Here is a 24,183-nt window from a genome sequence, read left to right on the forward strand (position 1 = left end):
AAAAAGGGAATAGGATGGCAGAGATCATTTTTAGGAGGCAGATAAGAATGAAGATCAATGCTTTAGTTTTAAATTGCACGCTGAAAAAAAGCAGTGAACAATCGAACACCCGAGCATTAATCGAAAAGGTCACGGAAATTTTCGAGGAAAAAGGTATCAATACGGAGATTTTAACGATGGCTGATTACGATATAGGATTAGGAATTACCCATGAAGCAGTCAGTGAAAAAGATGAATGGCCAATGATCTTTGAAAAAGTGAAGAATGCCGATATTTTAATTATTGGTTCTCCAATTTGGCTGGGAGAACAAAGCAGTGTAGCTGTGAAAACAATCGAAAGACTATATGGAGGAAGCGGGTTAACAAATGAGAAGGGACAGTATATTTACTATAATAAAGTAGCCGGTGTCGTTGTTACTGGAAATGAAGATGGAGCGAAGCATGTTTCACGCTCGCTCATTTATTCCCTTTCTCATATAGGTTTTACGATTCCTCCGAATGTTGATACATATTGGGTTGGAGAAGCGGGGCCTGGACCATCTTTTATTGAAGCGAAAGGTGACCAAAATGATTTTACTATGCAGCATGCAAAAATCATGGCTTATAATCTAATCCATTTCGCCAAACTTTTTAAGAACCATCCCATTCCAGCAGAGGGAAATATAATCAAATAATTGTCATCTGCTTTAAATCATTCGATAAAGTTCAATAGCGATGTATATAGCTACACACCAAATAATAATTGCTGATACTTTATTAATGATCTTTAAAAAGTTACCTGTTTTATCAAAATTGCCGAGGGCTCTTCCTGCTATCGCTAGTCCTAGGAACCACAGGCAAGAAACGATAATGCAAGCCCCTGTAAATAAAATCTTTTCTGATCCAATGTAATTGAGTGAACTTGTTCCGATTACACCGATCGTATCAAGGATGGCATGAGGGTTTAGCAAAGATACGGATAAAGCGAACATAATCTGTTTTTTCGGAGACATTGCTTCAGTTTGTTGGCTTCCGTTTGTAGGGGAACTCTTCCAAACGGACCAGCCCATATATAGTAAAAATAATAATCCGATTGAAAAAAGGATCGTTTGTAAAATGGGAACCGTTAATACAATCATCGATACACCTAAAACAGCTAATAAAATGAGTAGAGTATCACAAATTGATGCTGTAATAATGACAGGAATGACTCCTCTGAATTTTCGCTGTGAAGCACCTTGATTAAAAATAAATACATTTTGTGCACCGAGTGGAAGAATTAACCCGAGTGCCATAATAAATCCGTGTAGGAATGCAGTTAACATGAAAGATCTCCTATTCTATCACTTTTTCTATTAGATTATACAATAAATCATGACTAAAGCTTTCCCTGATGGAAAAACTATTAAAGGAAATGAATCATTACTTGTTGAATTATATTAACGAAACTTAATTTTGGAGGGGAAGAAATGTTCAATACGATCGACGAGTTTTTAACAAACTGGGGTCATGAAAGTGGATCAACGCAAAAAATATTGGACGCTCTATCAGATGAATCGCTTAAACAGGAAGTTTCACCGCAGGACCGTACGTTAGGAAGAATCGCTTGGCATATTGTGACAACCATTGATGAAATGATGAGTCGCACAGGACTTATGCTCGAAGCTACGCCAGAAGATGCTCCAGTACCAGCATCCGCCCAAGAGATCGCCAACGCTTACAAAGTGTCTAGTGAGGCGATGGAAAAAGCAATTCAAGAACAATGGAATGACGAAACGTTAAAAGAAGAAAAGGATATGTATGGGCAAATGTGGACGATTTCGACTGTACTCAGCCTCATCATTACACACCAGGCACATCATCGTGGGCAAATGACTGTACTTATGCGTCAAGCAGGTTTAACGGTTCCTGGTGTATATGGACCGGCAAGGGAAGAATGGGCAGCATTTGGTGGACAACCGCCAGAAGTTTAAGAAGGATAAATATTAATGAATAAATAGTGAAAAACAGGTATACAAAATCAATCGTCTGATTTTGTATACCTGTTTTTTATTTGCAAATGATAATTATTATCGTTATACCAACTGTTCATATTGATAACATTAATAATCATTCTCAATTAAGTGAACTAATTCTCATTTATATTTGACAAACAAGAACTTATTTAATATGATAACTATATAATAATTATTATAAAGTAAGTGATAAATCTTATCAATTAAACAGATGGGGAAGGTGAAGTGATGAGCTCTCAAGTAGAAACGCTAGAAAATAAACAAGTCGTCACTAAAACAAATATAATAGAGAAGATAAAGACGAATGGTGAATTAATTGCAGCTGCTGGAAGTGGGGTGCTCATCTTATTAGGCTGGCTTGCTGATAAAGGTGGATTTATTACTGCATCAATTATTTTGTATGTCGTTTCTTTTTTTATCGGCGGTTATGCGAAGGCAAAAGAAGGCATTGAAGATACAGTTCAGAATAAAAAGCTCAACGTTGAAATGTTAATGATTTTAGCAGCAATTGGTTCAGTGATCATCGGTTATTGGATAGAGGGAGCGATATTAATCTTTATTTTCGCGATGAGTGGCGCCCTTGAAACGTACACGATGAATAAAAGTCATAAAGAGCTTTCAGCATTAATGGAAATGCAGCCAGATGAAGCGTTGAAAATAACAGATCATGGGGAATATTATGTTCCGGTTTCTGAATTAATTGTCGGTGATTATATTTTAATCAAACCGGGAGAAAGGGTTCCATCTGACGGTGAAATTACGAATGGAATGACAAATATAGATGAGGCTGCGATTACGGGTGAGGCAACACCTGTTTTTAAAGGAATCGGTGAGGAAGTTTTTGCTGGGACGATGAATATGAATGGCTCGATTACCGTTCGTATTACAAAGCCGAGCAATGAAACACTGTTTCAAAAAATCATTGAGCTCGTCCAATCTGCGCAAAGTGAAAAATCACCATCACAGCTGTTCATTGAACGCTTTGAAGGAAAATATGTAAACATCGTGTTAGCGGTTGTTACAATTATGATTTTTCTTCCGCATTTTCTGCTTGGCTGGAGCTGGAACGAATCGTTTTATCGGGCGATGATTTTGCTTGTTGTCGCTTCTCCGTGTGCGCTCGTTGCATCAATTACGCCGGCAACCTTAGCGGCGATTTCAAATGGTGCAAAGCGCGGGATTCTTTTCAAAAGTGGAATCCATTTAGAACAATTAGGTCATTTACAGGCGATTGCGTTTGATAAAACAGGGACACTTACGAAAGGGAAGCCGGAAGTAACAGATGTGATCGTTCGTGAACAAATGGATGCAGACGAGGTACTTCAGGCGATTGCATCGATTGAAAGGCACTCTAATCATCCATTGGCGAATGCGATTGTAAAATACGCTCGAACAAACATGGAGAGACCGTTTATCGAGCCGGACCAAATTAAGGATGTTCCTGGTTGGGGAATGGAAGCTGTCATTGACCATGTGCAATGGAGAATAGGAAAAAAAGGTTATTTTGATCAAGCAGCCGTAAAGCAATTTGTAGATAGTCCAGAAAGCAAGCTTGCAAGTGAAGGGAAAACGGTCGTATTTGCTGAAAAAGCCGGGGAACTTGTCGGATTAATTGCGCTGAAAGATATGGTCCGTGCTGAAACGAAGGAGGCAATTGATCAAGTAAAGCGTCAAGGAATTTACACGATCATGCTTACTGGAGATAGTGTAACGACCGCTGAGGCGGTTGCAGCTGATACTCATGTTCATGAGCGAATGGCCGAATGTTTGCCGGAGAACAAAGTGGAACATCTCCGAGCATTAAAACAAAAATATGGGAATGTGGCGATGGTTGGCGATGGAATCAATGACGCTCCCGCACTGGCAACAGCGAATGTTGGCATTTCAATGGGTGAAGGAACGGATGTTGCGCTTGAGACAGCTGATATTGTGCTGATGAAAAATGATTTATCACGCATTCCAGAAGCGATTCAATTATCGAAGCGAATGAATCGGATCATCAAACAAAATATTATTTTTTCTATTGGCATCATCCTTCTGCTCATTGCCTCCAATTTTCTACAAATGTTGGATTTGCCGTTTGGGGTAATAGGTCATGAAGGAAGCACAATTTTAGTCATTTTAAACAGCTTGCGTCTATTGAAGTAGGTATAACCATTTTTGACTTTTAAAAAAATGATATTGACTTCTAAAAAATACCTGCCTATAATACAATTTAAATAATTAAATCTAACTAGTACTGACCGGACAACCGGAAATACTCCCTTTTCATGAAAGTGGTATTTCTGGTTGTCTTTTTTATTTCAAGGGAAACGGGGAGCTCGTACATCACTTTAAAAAAATAATAATACTTCGTTCTTATCGAGAGAGGTTGAGGGAATGGCCCGATGACACCTCAGCAACCACCGTTTCATGCGGAAAGGTGCTACATCCAGCAAGTTGGAAACGACTTGAAAGATGAGAAGAAGCCTTCTGATATAGCGATATGTCTATTTAGGGCCTTCTTCTTGTTAAGAAGGCTCTTTTTTATTGGAAAAAGCCTTCTTATCAAAACATAAACATGGGGAGGTTGGAGAGTTATGAGTTTATTAAATAGTTTGCAAGAGCGAATATTGATCGGGGATGGGGCGACTGGAACTCTGCTCTATTCATACGGAATCGATCGTTGTTTTGAAGAGTTGAATCTCACACATCCAAATGAAGTAAGCCAAGTTCACCAAGCATATTTGAATGCAGGCGCAAACGTCATACAAACAAACACGTATGGAGCAAATTATATAAAGCTTTCAAGATATGGTTTAGAAGAAAGGGTAAAAAGGATCAATAGTGAAGCAGTGAAAATCGCGAGAAAGGCAGTAGCTAATAATGCTTATGTCGTGGGTACGATTGGCGGCATCCATGGTTCAGGTATACGGATTGAGACGAAGGAAGAATTGAAACGGAGTTTTCGCGAGCAGCTATACTGCTTGTTGCTTGAAGATGTTGATGGCCTTTTACTGGAAACATACTATGATTTTGATGAATTGACGACCGTTTTAAAAATTGCTCGTGAAGAGACAGATATTCCAATTATTACGAATGTATCGATGCATGAACCAGGAGTATTGGAAAGTGGAATTGAACTATCAGATGCATTTGTTCGTTTAGAAGAGCTAGGTGCAAATGTTGTTGGAGTGAATTGCAGGCTCGGTCCTTACCACGTTCTAAAAGCGTTGGAAACCGTCCCGATTCCAACTAAAGCATTTTTATCCGTTTACCCGAACTCAAGTCTTCCGGAATATCGCGAAGGTAAACTCCGCTATAAAACGGAGCCAGCTTATTTCGAAACGTATGCCCGTGATTTTCGCAATCAAGGTGTGCGATTAATGGGTGGATGTTGCGGGACAACACCAGAACATATTAAAGCACTGGCAGAAGGTGTGAAAGGATTGGCACCGATTAAGAAAAAGGAGGTGAGAAGTAAAAAAAGGGTAGAGATTGCTGAATCAAAACAACCGGATCACTTAACTTTATTTGAAAAAGTAAAAACAAGGAGATCAATCATTGTTGAATTGGATACCCCGAAACATTTAGATACGAACAAGTTTTTCGAAGGGGCACGAGCTCTAAAGGAAGCTGGAGTTGATGGGTTGACACTTGCCGACAACTCACTCGCTTCACCGCGTGTATGTAATTTAACAATGGCCTCACTCGTCAATCGAGAGCTTGATTTGCCTTCACTCGTTCACATTACATGCCGAGATCGAAATATCATCGGGTTACAATCCCATTTAATGGGTTTACATACATTAGGAGTCCGAGATGTATTAGCGATTACCGGTGATCCAACGAAAATTGGAGATTTTCCAGGCGCGACCTCTGTATTTGATGTCACATCATTTGAACTCATTAAGCTAATCAAGCAGTTTAATGAAGGGAGATCATTGTCGGGAAAGTCGCTTAAAGAGAAAACGAACTTTCATATTGCGACAGCTTTTAACCCTAATGTTCGAAATATTGGCAAAGCAGTTGAGCGATTAGAGAAAAAAATTCATTATGGGGCGGATTACGTCATCACACAACCTGTCTTTAGCAAAGAGAAAATCATTGAAATTAGTGAAGCGGCGAAGCATATAAAGGCGCCAATTTACATTGGGATTATGCCGCTCGTCTCAACACGAAACGCGGAGTTCCTTCATAATGAAGTGCCTGGAATCAAAGTGCCAGATGACATTCGCGCAAGAATGGCTGCAACGGCAGAAAACTCCGAGCAAGCAATCCAAGAAGGACTGCAAATTGCCAAGGAATTAATCGATACAGCGATGGTGCATTTTAACGGAATTTATTTAATCACACCATTTATCCGCTATGAATTAACGGTTGAACTATCCGCCTATATTCAACAAAAAGATCAACAAATAGCGGAAACGAAAGAATCACAATTTATCAGCTAACAAGAAATAAAAATGAAAGCAGGGAAATATTATGGCAAACGTATTAAGTTCAAATGTAGGATATCCAAGAATCGGTGAAAAACGTGAATGGAAAAAAGTGTTGGAAAAGTTTTGGAATGGGGACATTACTGAAGAAGGTCTGTTAAAAGAAACAAAAGCATTGCGATTAGATGGATTAAGAAAGCAACAAGAAAAAGGGATTGATCTCATTCCAGTTGGAGATTTTACATTATATGACCATGTGCTTGATACATCGATGATGTTTGGAGTTGTCCCAAAGAGATTTCAACATAATGGAACGAACTCATCATTGGAGACGTATTTTGCCATTGCTCGTGGAACAAAACAGGCCGTCGCCTCAGAAATGACCAAATGGTTTAACACAAACTATCATTATATTGTTCCAGAGTTTGATGATGTAAACCCAATATTAGTAGAAAACCGCCCGCTTACTTTTTATAAAGAAGCAAAGGAAGAATTAGGGATTGAAGGGAAGCCGGTCATATTAGGCCCGTTTACATTTTTAAAACTAGGAAAAGGAATCGAAGATTTTCCGGGACTGTTGAAAACATTCCTACCCCTTTATATTCAAGTATTGCAAGAGCTGAAAGAAGCTGGTGTTAAGTGGGTTCAACTTGATGAGCCGATTTTTGGAACGAATTTAACAGATGCCGATCTTGTACTCATTGAGCAAGTCTATGAATCAATTGCGCAAGCAGTACCAGGAATTAACATCATCGTCCAAACTTATTTTGAAACAATTGATTTTTATAAAGAAATTGTTCAGTTACCCGTTGCGGGAATTGGGCTAGATTTCATCCATGGAGATACCCTTCAGTCATTACGACAAAATGGATTCCCGAAAGATAAAGTGCTTGCCGCTGGGGTGATTGACGGAAGAAACGTCTGGCGTGCAGATTTGGAAAAGAAGCTCGATCTTCTAGCAACGATTCAGCAATTTGTTGATAAAGAAAGAATCATTGTTCAGCCATCATCCTCTTTACTGCATGTGCCCGTAACGAAAAAAACGGAGGAGGCACTCGATCCAATTATTAAAGCTGCACTATCATTTGCAGATGAAAAGCTTGAGGAAGTCGTCACGCTTGCGAAAGGTTTGAAAGATGGAAAGGAAAGCATTGTCGTAGAGCTCGAAGATAGTCATCATGCGATTCAGGCGTTAAACGATTCAACATATCGAAAAAAATCAGCAGATCAAATTGATGCTAACGAATTAAGTGCTGAGCGTGCTTTGCCATTCGCTGAAAGAATCGCTATTCAAAAAGAGATTTTGCAACTGCCATTATTACCGACAACGACGATCGGAAGTTTGCCGCAAACAGCGGAAGTGAGGAAGCAACGTTTAAAATGGCGCAAAGGTGAGTTGTCAAATCAAGAATACGAACAGTATATACAAACAGAAACGAAAAAGTGGATTCAAATTCAAGAAGAAATCGGTCTTGATGTGTTAGTCCACGGTGAATTTGAACGAACAGATATGGTTGAATATTTTGGTGAAAAGCTAAACGGCTTTCAAATTACCCAATTTGGCTGGGTTCAATCATATGGGTCACGTTGTGTGAAGCCGCCAGTTATTTTCGGCGAAGTATCATTCACACAAGCGATGACAGTAAAGGAAAGCGTCTATGCGCAATCATTAACGAATAAACAAGTGAAAGGAATGCTGACAGGTCCTGTCACCATTTTAAACTGGTCATTCGTCCGCGATGATATTGCTCGCTTCGATGTACTTAACCAAATTGCCGTTGCATTACGAAAAGAAATCGAAGAGTTGGAAAAGAACGATATTACAATTATTCAAGTGGATGAACCAGCGCTTAGAGAAGGGCTTCCACTCAAACGCGATCAATGGGAAACATACTTGCACGCCGCGGTCCATGCATTTAAGTTGGCAACAGCATCAGTAAAAAATAGCACACAAATTCATACTCATATGTGTTATTCGAGCTTCGGAGATATTTTTGAAGCGATCAGTGCGTTGGACGCAGATGTCATTTCCATTGAAACGTCGAGAAGTCACGGGGAATTAATTTCAACATTTGAAGAAAATATTTATGACAAAGAAATTGGGCTCGGCGTGTACGATATTCATAGTCCGCGAGTGCCTAGTAAAGCAGAAATCAAAGAAAATATTAATCGTGCGCTACAAACGATTCCTGCCAAGCAATTTTGGGTCAATCCAGACTGCGGCTTGAAAACGAGAAAAGAAAGAGAAACGATTGCTGCTTTGAAAATAATGGTAGAAGCCGCAAAAGAGGTAAGAGAAGCGCAACTTGCTTCGGTAAAATAAGAAAAGTGATTTGATCAACCGAAAGCTCCTGGCGATTCGGGAGCTTTCGCTAAATATGAATGAGTGGAGGAAAGAACGATGAACTACCAACTCGGAATTCTCGATCAAAGCCCGATCTTCCCTAATGCTTCGGCTTATGATGCTTTGCAGCAGACGATTCAATTGGCACAAAAAGCAGAAAAGTGGGGATATGCTCGTTTTTGGGTATCGGAGCACCATCAATTGGAACAAGTGGCAGGATCTTCGCCTGAAGTGTTAATTTCACATTTACTTGCGCGAACGAATACGATTCGAATCGGTTCAGGAGGAGTGATGCTTCAGCATTATAGTCCTTATAAGGTCGCGGAAAACTTTCATGTGCTATCAACATTAGCACCAGGAAGGGTTGATCTTGGTGTAGGAAAAGCACCAGGAGGATTTCCGTTATCGACAAAAGCATTACAGTTTGGAAGGGTGAACGATGGCAGGGATTTTGAAGAACGCTTAACTTTCTTGCAGCAATTAATTGAAGACTCCATTGCTGAGGGCGATCCGTATAAAGGTCTTCAGGCACTGCCGAAACCGCCGGAAAGTCCAAAAACTTTTTTACTCGGTTCTAGCGCAAATAGTGCTTTGCAAGCAGCTAAGCTTGGCATTCATTTCGTCTTTGCCCGCTTTATTAATTACGATGATTCGATACTAAAAGAAGCTGCTGAGGTTTATCGGAGTACGTACCGAAATGGCCGTTTCATTGTTTCTTTAGCAGTGATTGCGGCACCGACTCAGCGAGAAGCAGAGGAGTTGGCAAGCAATCATAAGTTATTTCGCATCCATCTTAAAAACAGTGGACGCACATTAACGGTTCAATCGTATGAACAGGCACTTGCTTTTGAGAAACAGGCAGAGGAACCTTTCGAAATTGAAGAAATACCTGCTGATATTATTGCCGGAACACCTTCATATGTGAAGGAATTATTAGATGAGCTTCATCAATCATATCAAATCGATGAATTTATTTTGCATACACCACTGCAAAAAGAAGAAGAGCGCGTTCGATCATTTCAATTGCTGAGCCCGTTAGGCATAGAAGGAATTAAAAGCGAAGAAAGAGATAGCGAATATGTCTCATAAAAAAATAAAATTGGGGATTATGCTGCACGGTCCTGGGAGCCATATGAACGCATGGAAAGATCCAGATGTTCCGAAAGATGCGAGTGTGAACTTGCAACATTATCAGTCGGTCATTCAGCGAGCGGAAAAAGCCGGTTTTTCCTTCGCATTTGTTGCAGATGGATTGTTTATTAATGAAAAATCGATCCCACATTTCCTGAATCGTTTTGAACCAATCACAATTTTATCTGCTCTAGCAGCGGTCACTGCAAAAATTGGTCTTGTCGGTACGGTCTCGACGTCATACAGCGAACCATTCACTGTTGCCAGACAATTTGCATCACTCGATAAAATTAGTGACGGTCGTGCAGGTTGGAACGTCGTTACTTCACCGTTGGAAGGAAGTGCAAAAAATTATCATAAAGGTGAACATCCATCACATACACAAAGATATGAAATAGCGGCGGAATATTTAGAAGTCATGAAAGGATTATGGGATTCCTGGGAAGATGATGCATTTATTCGCAACCGTGAAACAGGTCATTTTTTTGATCGAAACAAACTGCATCCATTGAACCATGAAGGCCATTACTTTTCAGTTGCAGGGCCTTTGAATATTGAACGCTCAAAGCAAGGACAGCCGGTTATTTTTCAAGCGGGGGCTTCTGAAGTAGGAAGAGATTTTGCAGCACAAGAGGCAGATGCGGTATTTACAAATGCTGAAACGTTGGAACAAGCGAAAGCATTTTATGATGACGTGAAAGCACGCGTGGAAAGGAAAGGCCGGAATAAAGAGGAAGTGCTCGTTTTTCCTGGAATCAATCCGATGATCGGCTCGACAGCAGCGGAAGCAGCAGAAAAATATGAACGAATTAAACGTCTAGTTTCCATCGAAGAAGCTCTGAACTATTTAGGCCGCTATTTTGACCATTTTGATTTCAGTGGTTTTGCCTTAGATGAACCGTTTCCGGATATTGGAGATGTCGGGAGGAATAGCTTTCAATCAACAACGGATCAAATTAAACAAATGGCGCAGCAGGAAAACTTAACTTTGCGGGAAGTCGCATTACGAGTTACAACACCTAAAAGTTCTTTTTTTGGGACATATGAACAGGTTGCTGACCAATTAATTACGTGGTTTGAACAAAAAGCGGCAGACGGTTTTATCTTCAGTGGTCCTGTACTAGGAAGCATGTATACAGATTTTATTGACCATGTCATTCCAATTTTAGAAGAACGAGGCTATTATAGCTCGCATTATGATAGTGACACATTAAGAGGTCATTTGGGATTGCGGTACAAAGAAAATCACTATGCAAGAATCATTCAATAAAATAGGGGGAATTGATTATGAGTAAAGCATTATCAGTCATTGTTTGGTCTAAAGAAGGCTGTCATTATTGCGAAGAGGTAAAACAGTTTTTGCAAGAAAAAGAGATTCAGTATGAAACCGTCGATGTGACGAAGCATGATGAGAGAAGAGATATTTTAGAAGTGAAATATGGTGTGCGCTATGTTCCGGTTGTTGAAATTGGCCGTGGCAGCGTGTATGAGGGGGTAACGGAATTAGGCATTCCACATTTGGAGAAAGCACTTGAACGAGTACAAAGGGTAAAAATTTAAATGTTAATCCGACTAAATCGATAAGTTAAGTTTGGTGTATGGAGGAGGTTTATATGGTCGACACAGTTATTGTTCAGGATTTAGTTGAGGAAGAGAAAGAAGCCGTTCGTCAATTACTAGTGGAAAGCTATCTACAATACGAGCAAGGATATACGGATCCGCAAGTATGGAAAGATTATTTGCAGGATATTATCGCTTCGGTAGATAATCCGCACGTCGATAAGATTTTAGTCGCGAAAAATGGTCAAGGAATTATTGGAAGCTTGCAGCTGTTCCAATCATCTGACCTAGCATATGAAAGACCAGAGCTGCAAATTTACTCGCCGATTATTCGCTTGCTTGCCGTCCATCCAAGTGCAAGAGGGCATGGTGTGGCACAAGCGCTATTAAAGGCAAGTGTAGACTATGCGAAAGCTTTAGGAGCAGAAAATCTATATTTGCACACGAGTGATTCCATGCAAAAAGCAATTCGGTTATATGAATGGCTTGGCTTTAAGCGAGATCAAACGAAGGAATTTATGAAGAGTGATATTTTAGTAAAATGCTATCGGTTTGATTTATCCCACATATAAGCTGACGTAAGACTTCCGCTTTAAAATAAAGAATTCTCAACATTAGTTAGTGGCACCTGAAAATCCGGTTGATCGAGGTCTGAACGATGCAGGCCACAACAGCGTTGCCACTGGACGTGGTGATTTTAGCCGGTGTACCTTTGTTCTTCTTATCAGGGGGGAAGAACCCAGCTGATGAAGTTTCACTGTATTAAGGAGGAAAATGGATGAGTCAAACATTATTAGAGTCGCGGTTAATCACGATCTTCCGCCATTTGCATCAGCATCCGGAAGTATCGATGAAAGAATACGAGACGACAAAATCCATTCAAAATTGGTTAGAAGAGTCGCAGATTGCGATTCGACCAACGAAGCTGGAAACGGGAGTGTTTGCCGATATTATTGGGGGAAAACCCGGACCAGTCATAGCGATTCGGGCTGATATTGATGCATTGCCAATCGAAGAAGAAACTGGACTTCTATATGCGTCGAAAGTCAAAGGTGTCATGCATGCTTGTGGTCATGATTTCCATACGGCTGCTGCGATTGGAGCCGCTTATTTATTAAAGGAGTGCCAATCTGAGCTGAAAGGGGATATAAGGTTTATTTTTCAACCTGCTGAAGAATTAGGCGGAGGAGCGGAACAGGTAATAAAAGACGACCAGCTTCAAGGTGTTCATGCGATCATTGGTCTTCATAATAAGCCTGATTTACCAGTGGGAACGATTGGATTAAAGGATGGTCCATTAATGGCATCAGTCGACCGCTTTCATATCGTACTGCATGGGAAAGGAAGTCATGCTGCGATGCCGCAAAACGGGCAAGATCCAATTGCAGCAGCAAGCCAGCTCGTTACCGCTTTGCAGACGATTGTGAGCAGGAATGTTTCACCGCTGCAAAGTGCTGTTGTAAGTGTTACGAAAATAACGGGCGGAACGACTTGGAATGTCATTCCTAATGAGGTCACGCTAGAAGGGACGATTCGGACCTTTGATCACTCCATACGCGAAGAAGTAAAGGCAAGATTTAATGCGATTGTCCAAAACATAGCCGTTGCTTTTGGCCAAGAAGCGACAATCGGTTGGTTCCCAGGTCCACCGCCACTATATAACCATTCGAAAATAACGGATATTGCCCGTAAAACGGCAAAGCAGCAGTCCTTGCATGTTATTCAGCCAGAGCCAACGATGGGGGGAGAAGACTTTGCGTGTTATCTTGAACAAATCCCTGGTACCTTCGCTTTTTTTGGCACAAATGGCAAGGAAGATTGGCATCATCCAGCCTTTACTATCGATGAAACAGCAATTGTAAAAGCCGCTTATTTTTTATACGAAACGGCAAGGAATTTATTAGACGAAAGTTTTACAAATACAGATGAATAAGGGAGAAGAGAAAATGACAAAGACAAAAGGGTTACTCGTTACATTATTGGCATTCGTACTATTTGTATTAGGAGCATGCAGCAACAATGGGAAAACAGCAGCGGAAAATCAAACAGACAAAAAAGGAGAGGTTACATTAAAAATTAGTGCATCATCGACACCACATGCAGAGATTTTAGAGTTTATCGCACCAGATTTAGAAAAAGAAGGGGTGAAGTTGGATATTGTCATTACGTCAGACGGTATTCAAACGAATCAACAAACAGCGGATAAACAATTGGATGCTAACTTTTTCCAACACACACCGTATTTAGAGCAAGTAAATAAAGATAGTGGTTTAGATTTAGTGAACGTATTAGGGACACATATTGAACCATTTGGTGTTTACTCAAAGAAAATCAAATCGATTGAAGAATTGTCCGACGGTGCAAAAATAGGTATACCGAAAGATCCTGTAAATTTCTCACGTGCATTATTGCTTTTTGCATCGGCAAATATTATTGAATTAACTGAGGATAAATCAGGTGATTATACGATTGAAGACATAACGAAGAATGAGAAAAACTTAGAGTTCATACCTGTTGATGGGCCCGTGCTTGTTCGTTCTCTTGATGATGTAGAAGCTTCGGCGATTAATACGAATTATGCGCTTGAGGCGAATTTTAAACCGCTGGAAGATGCGCTTATTATTGAAGGCAATGATTCACCGTATGTGAACATTTTAGTTACTCGTCCAGATAATAAAGATGACGAAGCGATTCAAAAGCTCATAAAAGCTTTAACGACAGAAAAAGTTAGGGAATTTATTTTAGAGGAATACGATGGTGCCGTTGTTCCTGCATTTTAAGCAAGAAAGGAGGCTGCAGCTATGATTGAATTCTGTGAAGTATCGAAAGTGTTTGCTAGTGGCAATCGGCAAATTGAAGCCTTAAAGGATATTAATATGACAGTGGAAAAAGGCGATATCTTCGGTGTCATCGGCTTTAGTGGAGCAGGGAAAAGCACACTCATTCGAACCGTCAATTTATTAGAATATCCGACATCAGGAGAGGTCATTGTTGATGGTGTTAATTTAGCAAATTTATCCGAAAGAAATTTGCGTGAAGCAAAGAAAAAGATCGGAATGATTTTTCAACATTTCAATTTGCTCAATTCAAAAACGGTCTACGATAATGTTGCCATGCCATTATTATTAAGTAATAAAAAGAAAAAAGAGATTAAAAAGCGTGTGGATGAAGTTCTTCGTTTTGTCGGATTGGAAGATAAAGCGAAGAATTATCCTGACCAGTTATCCGGCGGACAAAAGCAACGCGTTGGAATTGCCCGTGCCCTAGTTACAAATCCATCGATTTTATTATGTGATGAAGCGACATCGGCATTGGACCCACAGACAACAAAGTCTATTTTGCAGTTATTGAAGCAAATTAATCAACAATATAAAATTACGATCCTTATCATCACACATGAAATGGAAGTAATAAAAGATATTTGCAATCGGGTCGCAGTGATGGAAGACGGACGTGTCATTGAATCAGGCAATGTGTTTGATCTTTTTGCTCAGCCACAAACGGAGACAACGCGTAATTTTGTTCGATCGGTTGTTCGTGATGAAGTGCCAGCAAGTGTGTATAAGTTGTTAAAAGAACATGATCAGCTTTCACGTATATATAAAATTGATTTTTTTGGAGCAAGTTCGGGGCAGCCAATCATTTCGAAAACAGCAAAAAAGTATCAGGTCGATCTTAACGTCTTATTTGGCAATATTACGGAGTTGCAAGGGATTCCATTTGGTAATTTGATCGTTGAATTAATCGGTGACGATCAAGAAATTGGGCGAGCAATCCAATTTATCAAGAGTCAAAATGTTGAAGTAAAGGAGGTAAAGGCGAATGGAAGTAAGCACACAGATTATCGTGAAAGCCGTCTGGGATACGCTTTACATGGTTAGTGTATCGCTCTTTTTTGGCAGCATCATCGGCATCCTATTAGGGATATTATTAGTTGTAACGCGAAAAGGCCATATTTTGGAAAATAAATTCATTTTTAATCTTGTCAACCCGGTCGTTAACATATTTCGCTCGATTCCTTTTATTATTTTGCTTGTCGCAATCATTCCCTTCACAAGGCTTCTTGTCGGTACATCGATTGGGACGACAGCGGCAATCGTTCCTCTTGTTCTCCATATCGGTCCGTATTTTTCAAGACTTGTTGAGAACTCTTTGTTGGAAGTTGATGAAGGCATCATTGAGGCTGCGAAGGCGATGGGGGCTTCTCCATTCCAGATTATTTATCGGTTTTTAATTCCGGAAGCTTTTGCATCGTTAATTTTAAGTGTGACGACCGCAACGATTGGGTTAATTGGTGCGACTGCAATGGCCGGAGCAATCGGAGGAGGAGGACTTGGTGATGTCGCCATCACGTACGGCTATCAACGCTTTAGCACAATTACGATTCTTGTTACAGTCATCATTTTGGTCATCATGGTTCAGGCAATCCAAGGCCTAGGAAATATATTGGAACGAAAAATTAGACGGGTGCAATGAAACGAAGGGGGAGGCGCTATGAAAAAATGGATTATCCCGGTCATGCTTATTTTTGGGATGGTTTTAACTGGCTGCTCAAGTAATGAAACAAAGGCAGATAAAGGAAAGACGGAAATAAAAGTAGGGATAAGAAGTTCAGAGCTTCGTACTTGGGAGTTTTTACAAGAAAGAGGGAAAGAATCAGGCTTGGACATTGAACTTGTCAATTTTTCCTCAGCGGTTGATCCGAATCAGGCGTTAGCAGCAGGTGATATTGATGTAAATGCTTATCAGCATGTTGCGCATTTAGATTTTTATAATAAAAGCAATAAAACAGAACTCGTTCCAATCGGAGCGACGATCATTGCTCCGCTCGGTTTGTACTCGAATAAATATCAATCGGTCGATGATATCCCTGATGGTGCACAAATTGCTGTTCCAAGCGACCAATCGAATTGGGGGCGCGCTCTATTGTTGCTGCAAGAAGCAGAATTATTAAAAGTTGTCGATGATTTTGATGGAAACGGTGGAGCGGATAAAATAAAGGAAAATCCCAAAAAACTTGAAATTGTTCCAGTGGACGCTGCCAATACGCCACGAGTGATGGAAGATACGGCGGGATCAGTCATTAATAATGGGGTTGCAGTTGAGGCGGGCCTTTCATTAAAAGATGCACTTATTCATGAAAGTATTACGGCTAAACCTTATATTAATGCAATTGTAGCAAGAGCTGAAGATCAAGATAATGAGTTGTTTAAAAAATTAGTCGCTCTTTATCAATCAGAAGAAACAGCTGCATTTATTGAAGAGACGTATAAGGGAAACTATATTCCTACTTTTATTAGTTTGGAAGAGCTAGCGACGTATAAGGAGACGTATACGAATAACTAGAGAGGAGCATTTGATTATGGCAAAGGAAAGACAAATGAAGCTAGCAGCTTATTTAATCGGCTCAGGGATGCATGTTTCCTCATGGCGCCACCCGGCGGCCAAACCGAACGCAAGCATTGATATAAAAACATTGCAGAACCTGGCGCAAATTGCCGAAAAGGGAAAATTTGATCTTGCATTTATTGCGGATAGCTTAGCGATTAATCATGAATCACATCCGCAAATCCTTAATCGATTTGATCCGATTGTGCTCATTACGGCCTTAGCTGCGGCAACAGAAAAAATAGGAGTGGGGGCAACAGCCTCTACCACGTATAGTGAGCCGTATATTCTCGCGCGCCAGTTTGCCTCTGTTGACCATATTAGCGGTGGCCGCGCAGGATGGAATTTAGTGACAACGGCGGATGCGACAGGGGAAACGGCGTTAAATTTTAGTCGGGAAAAGCATTGGGAGCATGATCATCGTTATGAACGTGCAGAGGAATTCATTGATGTTGTCCAAGGATTATGGGATTCATGGGAGGATGATGCGTTTGTTTATAATAAAGAGACGGGCCAATTTTACGATCCATCTAAGTTGCATGAGGTAAATTTTAGAGGAAATTATTTTTCGGTAAAAGGTCCATTAAACATTGCCCGTTCACCACAAGGACAGCCGGTCATTATCCAGGCGGGGGCTTCCGTACCTGGACAGCGATTAGCTGCTCGAACAGCAGAAGTCGTTTTCGTCCATTGGGATGATATTGAACAAGCAAAACATCATTATCAAACGTTTAAAGCGCAATTGAAGGACTTTGGAAGAAGTGAAGACGAACTTCATATCCTTCAAGGCATTTCTCCGATCGTTGGGGAAACAGAGGAAGTGGCTCTTGAAAAATATGAGCAATTGCAAAATCTAATTGATCCTTATGAGAGCTTGAAGTTCGTATCTGGTTATATGGGAAATGTTGATTTCTCCAAATACTCTCTAGAAACGCCAGCAAAGGAAGTCGAGTTTCCAGAAGTAAATAGCATCCAAAGCCAATTTAATGAAATGAAAAAAATCATTGATGAGGAAGATTTGAAAGTAGGCGAGCTATATACGCGATTTTTCGGTGCGGCGAAAAAGGATCGATTTGTTGGAACACCAACACAGATAGCAGATGAAATGGAAAAATGGTTTACAGAAAAAGCAGCTGATGGATTTATGATCCAATTTCCTTTATTACCGAGTAATTTGCAGGACTTTGTAAAATTAGTTATTCCTATTTTACAAGAGCGTGGATTATTCCGTTTAGATTATGAAGGTGAAACACTGCGTAGCCATCTTGGTTTAAAAAAACCGGTCAATCAATTTGTTTTAGAAAAAGCGACGCTGTAAATGAAAATAAGTCTGTCTAAAAGATAATACTAATTGGTCTTTTGGTAAACATCGTGCACTCGATTTCCACTATTGGTGGTTTATTGCCGGAAAGGGTAAATCGTGCGAGTTTCGAATGCCCGTATTGGTAGCCTTTTTTCGGAAAGGGTAAATCGAACGAGTTCCGAATGCCCGTATTGGTAGCCTTTTTTCGGAAAGGGTAAATCGGTCGAGTTCCGAATGCCCGTATTAGTAGCTTTTTTTCGGAAAGGGTAAATCGTGCGAGTTTCGAATGCCCGTATTGGTAGCCTTTTTTCGGAAAGGGTAAATCGAACGAGTTCCGAATGCCCGTAATGGTAGCTTTTTTTCGGAAAGGGTAAATCGGTCGAGTTTCGAATGTCCGTAATAGTAGCTTTTTTTCGGAAAGGGTAAATCGGTCGAGTTTCGAATGCCCGTATTAGTAGCTTTTTTTTGGAAAGGGTAAATCGAACGAGTTTCGAATGCCCGTATTAGTAGCTTTTTTTCGGAAAGGGTAAATCGAACGAGTTCCGAATGCCCGTATTAGTAGCTTTTTTTCGGAAAGGGTAAATCGGTCGAGTTTCGAATGTCCGTATTAGTAGCCTTTTTTCGGAAAGGGTAAATCGGTCGAGTTTCGAATGCCCGTATTAGTAGCTTTTTTTCGGAAAGGGTAAATCGAACGAGTTCCGAATGCCCGTATTGAAAACTTTCCGCGGGAGAAGGGCAATCGGATGAAGTTCGACTGACTAAAATGATGTAAATAGGCTATCAGGAGGAAATGGTTAACTACCTGTGCAGAAAAAAAGGGGCTATTCTGACTTCTAGGACAGCCCCTTTTGATACTAGACGTTAGTTGAGCAAGCAACTTCAACTTTTCGTTTTTTTGCTAATGAGCAATGTAATTTGTGCCATTGTAAATGAGAGGGAAGACTTCTTTCGATAAGCTAAATATTTAGGCTTCCAAAAATCTGCATATTTATCTTTAAATTTTCTTAAGCCTTTGAAATGATAGAAAAACTGTCCATGCAAAAACATTTGCGCAGCAATTTTTTCACTTAAAAATGAAAATTTTGAAAGACCGACATTTGAAAGAGGTGCCATTCCTAAGTTAAATATTTGATAGCCTGAATCCTGTGCCCAATGAAATAAGGAAAGAAAAATAAGGTCCATCGTTCCGTTTGGAGCGTTAGGAGTAAATCGCATCAAATCAACGGAAATCATTTTCTTGTTATTATACATCGGCATAATACTAGCAAAGCCAAGCGTTTGATTCGGCCCTTTTAATACGATTATATTTGCCTGATTTAAGTAATGCTCATCAAAATAACCAAGAGAAAAACCTTTTTCGTTTCTCTCGCCAAGCCATTGATCAGAAACCACTTTTAATTCTTGAATGAGTGCTAGATTATATGGTGGGCTGAGGATTTCCGCTTTATAGCCTTCCCTTTCAAATTTATTCACAATCGTCCTGAAATTTTTTGCCTTTTTCCCTGAAAGTGAAAAGTTATTTAATTGAATAAAGGCTGCTTCTCCGAGCTTAAAGAAGTCAAAACCATATTCGTGTAAGTATGGGATTGTTTGATCGCTAATTTCGTAAAAGACGAGCTGGTAGCCGTATAAATCAGCGGTTTCCAAGAAGTTTGCGATTGCAGAAGAGAAATCCGCTTCCTTTCCAACGGGATCACCTAAAATGATGATTTTATCCGCATATGTTTGATACGAAAAAAGAACAGTATTTTTTTCATTCCAAAAAACAAATTTATCATGTAAAAAAATGAGATGGGACATCTCAGTTCCTGTATATGTTAAAAGATGCTGTTTAATCTTACCCTCTTGATCAACCGAAGCTTCCATTTCCATTTGTTTTGGCTGGCGAATGACATAGCCTAATATTAATATAATCCCTGCAATAACAATGCCGATAATGGCACTATAAAATAAATCGCGGTAATCAGTAATAATATAAGGTTGAAGTTTTACCGGGAGATTGAATTTAGCCGTTGGTAAATTAACATAGCCGATGACTACATACATAGCAGTAATAACAAATATAATGGCAAAATCAAAAATGGCCTTTCCCCAAGTTAATACATATCCCTCTCGGTAGAAGCGTTTTTTCGACATTACTAATAGCAGGGCGACAATAAATAGGAAAATCGTTTCTTCATAATCGATTCCTTTTAAAACGCTGAAGATCGCAGCGAGCGAAAGCACAAAAATGGTTAAATGATACGCTCTTTTTACTTTATACTCAATTCCTCTACATAGACCGAGTAATAAAAATCCGGCGGCGACCGTTAATTGATGGGATACATTCATGACTGGCTGTGATAAAAATTCCTCAGCAATTTTTAAACGGTTCAAAATGCCCGGAACGGCCGCTGAAAGTAATAAAATAAGTCCTGACAAAAATACTAATAAAGTTAATAATGAGTGGCTAACGTTTTGAAAAATAATATTAGGTAAATTGTTCCATGATCGGTTCCATTTGTCCCAGTATTCTTTAATGAATAAGATGGAAGATAGAAGAAATGGAAAGAAAAAATAGCTTAAACGATAAAAAATAAGTAACGCAAGTACTTTTTCATCTTGAATGCCGACACTTTCCATTCCCCATATGAAGACAAGATCAAACGATCCAATTCCGCCTGGAATCATACTGACAACACCCGCACTGCAAGCAATTAGAAAGATAGGTATTAACTCACGCACAGAGATGGAAATATTTAATGCGGCAACTAAATACCAAATGACGAAAAAGATGGCAATCCATTCAAGCAACGATGCCATGACCAGCTTGGCAATGGTTTGCCCGTTTAAAGAGGCGGCATTCCCTCTTTTATGCCGAAACCATTGAAAAAGTAAAAGTAATGGTAAGTAACAGCATACAGCTATAACGGCTAAAATGATCCATTTTGTATTGCTTAGTAGCGAAAAGTCTCGATAGCCAACTAGGACGATCCATGCAAGGAGTGAAAGGCCAGTTAAAGAAAAAAGCGTAATTGATGTTATATTTCCTAGTAAACCTTGCTTTTCAGCTTTATGTTTTGTGAAAAAGTAACTTCTAAGCGCTAAGCCAATGATCCCGCCAAACCCCATAATGTTTGAAAATGTATTAACAATAAAGGATTGTTTCAACAACATTTTTAACGGGATATTTATACCTAAAATCTTTACGAGAATTACATCATATAAAAACATTGGAGAAATGGCACAAAATCCAATGAGAAAAATTAATACGAACTCCAAATTGTTTAGATGACTTACTTCTTTTCGAAGCAAATCCATATTTGTTTGACTTCCGATTTTTTGAATCTCAAAAATAGCTAATACTAAAAGGAGTAACGGAAACAGCATTTGCAGTAACTGAAATAACCGTTCCTTACGAATCCACTTCAATATGAATCACCTCACCAGAGCATCGGGAAAAATAAATCTGATTGTATCGTACCACTAATAGGTTAAAAAAAGTGGTGAAAAGTATGATTTATTTCAATTATTTATCGATAGATGTAATGAATAGACAACCGCCGGTTCCTTAGCAAAAACCGGCGGATTGCTCACTTATTGATCAGATTTTTCTGCGCCATTTTAATCATTTCTTTCACCATATTGCCACCGATCTGACCACCAATTTTTCCCGCTTGCTCAGAAGTAAGCTGGCCATTGTATCCTTTTTTTAGCGGAATGCCTTGTTCCTTGGCGACTTCGTATTTAACATTATTAGGATCTGACATATTTACATCATATCCTTTTGCTTTCATTACGCGTCCTTTTAATTCGTTTAACCCTTCACGAGCTTCGGGAACTAGAATTTTGTTATTCCTTGCCATACATATCCCTCCTCTTAGGATAGTATTTCCCATAACAAAATACATATGAAATCGGGAGCTACTTTTCAGTACAGCAAGTCTGAGGTTAGTGGAGATGAATCGTCTTAGGAATTGGCATGGAACGACAAAAAGTGAAGTGGTCAGTAGAAGTGTATTAGATAACTGTATTGAAAGCCAGCATACGAAAAAAGTGCTTTAAAGTATCTTTCAAAGCGGCGTTGAAGGACTAAACTTGGAAAAATACGGTAGAGTAGCTTTTGTAAAGAAGATGGAAGGATAAAGTCAGCCAAGATAAGAAAAGAACTGCCCTTTGTGATGGACAGTTCTTTTGATTTATATTTCTGCCCTCTTCAACATAATTCGAGTTGTGGACGGCGTTAAAATACTTGTCTTTTCTCTTGTTCCTCGACACCTTGCATATATTTAATTCTGCGTTGTGCCGATGCTTGGCTTACTTGTTCGTCTGCGTGATAGGAAGAGCGGACTAACGGACCTGACTCACAATGGCTGAATCCTTTTGATAAGGCGATTTGCTTCAATTCTTCAAATTCATCAGGGTGGTAATAACGTTCAACCATTAAGTGTTTCTTTGTCGGCTGTAAGTATTGACCGATTGTCATAATATCGACGTCATGCGCGCGCAAATCATCCATCGCTTGTATAATTTCTTCCTTCGTTTCACCAAGACCGACCATAATGCTCGATTTTGTCGGAGTTAAAGGAGAAATTTCTTTGACGCGTTTTAATAATTCTAGAGAACGGTCATATGTTGCTTTTGCCCGGACCCGTGGCGTTAAGCGTCTAACGGTTTCGATATTATGGTTGAAAATATCAGGGCCACTAGCCATCAAATTACTTAAGCTTTCATAATCACCTTTCATATCTGATGGTAATATCTCAATCGTACACCCTGGAACTTTACGACGAATCGCTCTCACGGTTTCAGCAAATACTGCCGCGCCGCCATCATTCAAATCATCACGGGCAACAGCTGTCACAACGACATGCTTTAATCCCATGATTTCCACAGAATCGGCTACTCGCTCTGGCTCGCCCCAATCAAGCTCGTTTGGCAATCCTGTTTTTACCGCGCAAAAACGGCACGCCCTCGTACATACATCACCAAGAATCATAAATGTAGCTGTTTTCCGCTCACTCCAACATTCGTGGATATTCGGGCAACGTGCCTCCTCACAGACCGTGTTTAGCCCTTTTTCCCGCATGAGCTTTTTTAATCCAAGATAGGACTCATTCGTATTGATTTTTGTTTTTAACCATTCCGGCTTCCTTATGTACTCTTTTTGACGAACCATTATGCAAGCACCTGCTTTCGATTTCTGTTCATATTCCATTCTGTTGAGCGATATTTCGCATCAGCTAAGGCGTGAACCTCTTCCCACTGCTGATCAGTAAGCTCGAATGTTTTCAACTGTAAGTTCAATGCTTGTTCAAAGCCTTTTGTAAAAGCTTTTGCAGCCATTTCATATGTAATTTTCGTTTCTGACACTTCATTCATTGCAATTGCTTTATTAGAAAAAGCCTTTCGTTGTCTTTCTCTCAATTTCTCTGTTGAAAAAAGAAATAAATCAAATAACATTTGTTTATCAATTGTAAAAGGGAGCGATCCGTGCTGGAGCAGTACTCCTTTTTTTCTCGTTTGCGCATGTCCGGAGATCTTTTTTCCGTCTACGAGCATTTCATAATCGGAAGGCTTTTCAAAACAAACGGCAGTTCCTTGCTGTCTGTATTGTTCCTCTGGAAGTGTGTAGTCGGCGTGAATACCAAGCTCTTTAAATCCAGCCATAATGCCTTTCGATAAAGTAAAATAAGCCTCGCGGATTGAATCCGAAATGTATGGATTATCTTCTGAAACAACAACACTATATGTGAGCTCATCATCATGTAAAACAGCACTTCCACCGGTCAGTCGACGGACAAACTCACAGTCATAATGGTCAATAGATGAAAAGTCAATGGATTTTTCAACCTTCTGAAAATGACCGACGGAAAGTGTTGGTTTGGACCAACCATAAAATCTTAGAATAGGTGGAATTCTTCCCTCGCTATGCCAGTGAAGGAGTGATTCGTCCAAGGCCATATTCACCGCGGCATCGTGATAACCAGTATGGAGCAAACCCCATGTATCATTCACTATTTCTTCCTCCTTATGATAAAAACGCATATTGTAAAATGCGCCTCA

Annotated in this window: 20 protein-coding genes and 1 riboswitch; of the genes, 15 read left to right on the top strand and 5 right to left on the bottom strand. The window is 39.8% G+C overall.

Annotated elements, in window-relative coordinates; translation table 11 throughout:
- Positions 1–47: 47 nt before the first annotated feature.
- A complete protein-coding gene (locus tag KHA95_RS18875) occupies positions 48–674 on the top strand; it encodes a flavodoxin family protein (protein ID WP_249317097.1) in 627 nt (208 codons plus the stop codon).
- Between the two features lie 12 nt (positions 675–686).
- Here the strand turns inward: KHA95_RS18875 and KHA95_RS18880 are convergent, their stop codons facing one another.
- Positions 687–1,304 carry a LysE/ArgO family amino acid transporter gene (locus KHA95_RS18880; RefSeq protein WP_213139109.1) on the bottom strand — a complete coding sequence of 206 codons (618 nt, stop codon included), beginning with the start codon at positions 1,302–1,304 and terminating at the stop codon, positions 687–689.
- Between the two features lie 144 nt (positions 1,305–1,448).
- Between KHA95_RS18880 and KHA95_RS18885 the strand changes: the two genes are divergently transcribed.
- The 14 genes from KHA95_RS18885 (at position 1,449) to KHA95_RS18950 (ending at position 18,153) form a co-directional block, all read left to right on the top strand.
- Positions 1,449–1,952 (top strand): DinB family protein, encoded by a 504-nt coding sequence (locus KHA95_RS18885; protein ID WP_213139110.1) that lies wholly within the window; start codon positions 1,449–1,451, stop codon positions 1,950–1,952.
- Positions 1,953–2,222: 270 nt separating this feature from the next.
- Positions 2,223–4,142, top strand: a complete 1,920-nt coding sequence (locus KHA95_RS18890; RefSeq protein WP_213139111.1) for a heavy metal translocating P-type ATPase — start codon at positions 2,223–2,225, stop codon at positions 4,140–4,142.
- A 207-nt stretch (positions 4,143–4,349) separates the two neighbouring features.
- Positions 4,350–4,458: riboswitch (SAM riboswitch) on the top strand.
- 115 nt (positions 4,459–4,573) lie between these two features.
- On the top strand, positions 4,574–6,427 hold the full coding sequence (locus tag KHA95_RS18895) for a bifunctional homocysteine S-methyltransferase/methylenetetrahydrofolate reductase (protein ID WP_213139112.1): 1,854 nt from the start codon (positions 4,574–4,576) through the stop codon (positions 6,425–6,427).
- A gap of 31 nt (positions 6,428–6,458) precedes the next feature.
- Positions 6,459–8,735, top strand: coding sequence for a 5-methyltetrahydropteroyltriglutamate--homocysteine S-methyltransferase (metE, locus tag KHA95_RS18900; protein WP_213139113.1), 2,277 nt, complete (start codon positions 6,459–6,461; stop codon positions 8,733–8,735).
- A 78-nt stretch (positions 8,736–8,813) separates the two neighbouring features.
- Positions 8,814–9,845 (top strand): LLM class flavin-dependent oxidoreductase, encoded by a 1,032-nt coding sequence (locus KHA95_RS18905; protein WP_213139114.1) that lies wholly within the window; start codon positions 8,814–8,816, stop codon positions 9,843–9,845.
- Positions 9,835–11,157: an LLM class flavin-dependent oxidoreductase gene (locus KHA95_RS18910; RefSeq protein WP_213139115.1), complete on the top strand. Its 1,323-nt coding sequence runs from the start codon at positions 9,835–9,837 to the stop codon at positions 11,155–11,157. Before KHA95_RS18905 ends, KHA95_RS18910 begins: the two co-directional genes overlap by 11 nt.
- Positions 11,158–11,174: 17 nt before the next feature.
- On the top strand, positions 11,175–11,447 hold the full coding sequence (locus tag KHA95_RS18915; RefSeq protein WP_213139116.1) for a glutaredoxin family protein: 273 nt from the start codon (positions 11,175–11,177) through the stop codon (positions 11,445–11,447).
- A 53-nt stretch (positions 11,448–11,500) separates the two neighbouring features.
- The gene (locus KHA95_RS18920; protein ID WP_213139117.1) at positions 11,501–12,019 is read left to right on the top strand and encodes a GNAT family N-acetyltransferase; all 519 of its coding nucleotides are present in this window, start codon (positions 11,501–11,503) and stop codon (positions 12,017–12,019) included.
- A 206-nt stretch (positions 12,020–12,225) separates the two neighbouring features.
- The gene (locus KHA95_RS18925; protein ID WP_213139118.1) at positions 12,226–13,380 is read left to right on the top strand and encodes an amidohydrolase; all 1,155 of its coding nucleotides are present in this window, start codon (positions 12,226–12,228) and stop codon (positions 13,378–13,380) included.
- Positions 13,381–13,393: 13 nt separating this feature from the next.
- On the top strand, positions 13,394–14,227 hold the full coding sequence (locus tag KHA95_RS18930) for a MetQ/NlpA family ABC transporter substrate-binding protein (protein ID WP_213139119.1): 834 nt from the start codon (positions 13,394–13,396) through the stop codon (positions 14,225–14,227).
- 21 nt (positions 14,228–14,248) lie between these two features.
- Entirely contained in the window at positions 14,249–15,328 is a 1,080-nt protein-coding gene (locus KHA95_RS18935) for a methionine ABC transporter ATP-binding protein (protein ID WP_213139120.1), read from the top strand.
- Entirely contained in the window at positions 15,270–15,923 is a 654-nt protein-coding gene (locus tag KHA95_RS18940; protein WP_213139121.1) for a methionine ABC transporter permease, read from the top strand. The genes KHA95_RS18935 and KHA95_RS18940 overlap by 59 nt, the downstream gene beginning before the upstream one ends.
- An 18-nt stretch (positions 15,924–15,941) precedes the next feature.
- Complete coding sequence (locus KHA95_RS18945) at positions 15,942–16,793, top strand: MetQ/NlpA family ABC transporter substrate-binding protein (RefSeq protein ID WP_213139122.1); 852 nt, start codon at positions 15,942–15,944, stop codon at positions 16,791–16,793.
- 16 nt (positions 16,794–16,809) lie between these two features.
- Positions 16,810–18,153 (top strand): LLM class flavin-dependent oxidoreductase, encoded by a 1,344-nt coding sequence (locus KHA95_RS18950; RefSeq protein WP_213139123.1) that lies wholly within the window; start codon positions 16,810–16,812, stop codon positions 18,151–18,153.
- 864 nt (positions 18,154–19,017) lie between these two features.
- Here KHA95_RS18950 and mprF read toward each other — a convergent pair.
- From mprF to KHA95_RS18970, 4 genes are all read right to left on the bottom strand, one after another.
- Positions 19,018–21,549, bottom strand: coding sequence for a bifunctional lysylphosphatidylglycerol flippase/synthetase MprF (mprF, locus tag KHA95_RS18955; RefSeq protein ID WP_213139124.1), 2,532 nt, complete (start codon positions 21,547–21,549; stop codon positions 19,018–19,020).
- A gap of 161 nt (positions 21,550–21,710) precedes the next feature.
- Entirely contained in the window at positions 21,711–21,983 is a 273-nt protein-coding gene (locus KHA95_RS18960; RefSeq protein WP_213139125.1) for an alpha/beta-type small acid-soluble spore protein, read from the bottom strand.
- Positions 21,984–22,360: 377 nt separating this feature from the next.
- Positions 22,361–23,296 carry a lipoyl synthase gene (gene lipA, locus KHA95_RS18965; RefSeq protein ID WP_213139126.1) on the bottom strand — a complete coding sequence of 312 codons (936 nt, stop codon included), beginning with the start codon at positions 23,294–23,296 and terminating at the stop codon, positions 22,361–22,363.
- A complete protein-coding gene (locus KHA95_RS18970) occupies positions 23,296–24,138 on the bottom strand; it encodes a lipoate--protein ligase family protein (protein WP_481748462.1) in 843 nt (280 codons plus the stop codon). Before KHA95_RS18970 ends, lipA begins: the two co-directional genes overlap by 1 nt.
- Positions 24,139–24,183 lie beyond the last annotated feature (45 nt).

This window comes from Bacillus sp. FJAT-50079, assembly GCF_018343515.1.
Lineage (GTDB): Bacteria > Bacillota > Bacilli > Bacillales > Bacillaceae_C > Lederbergia.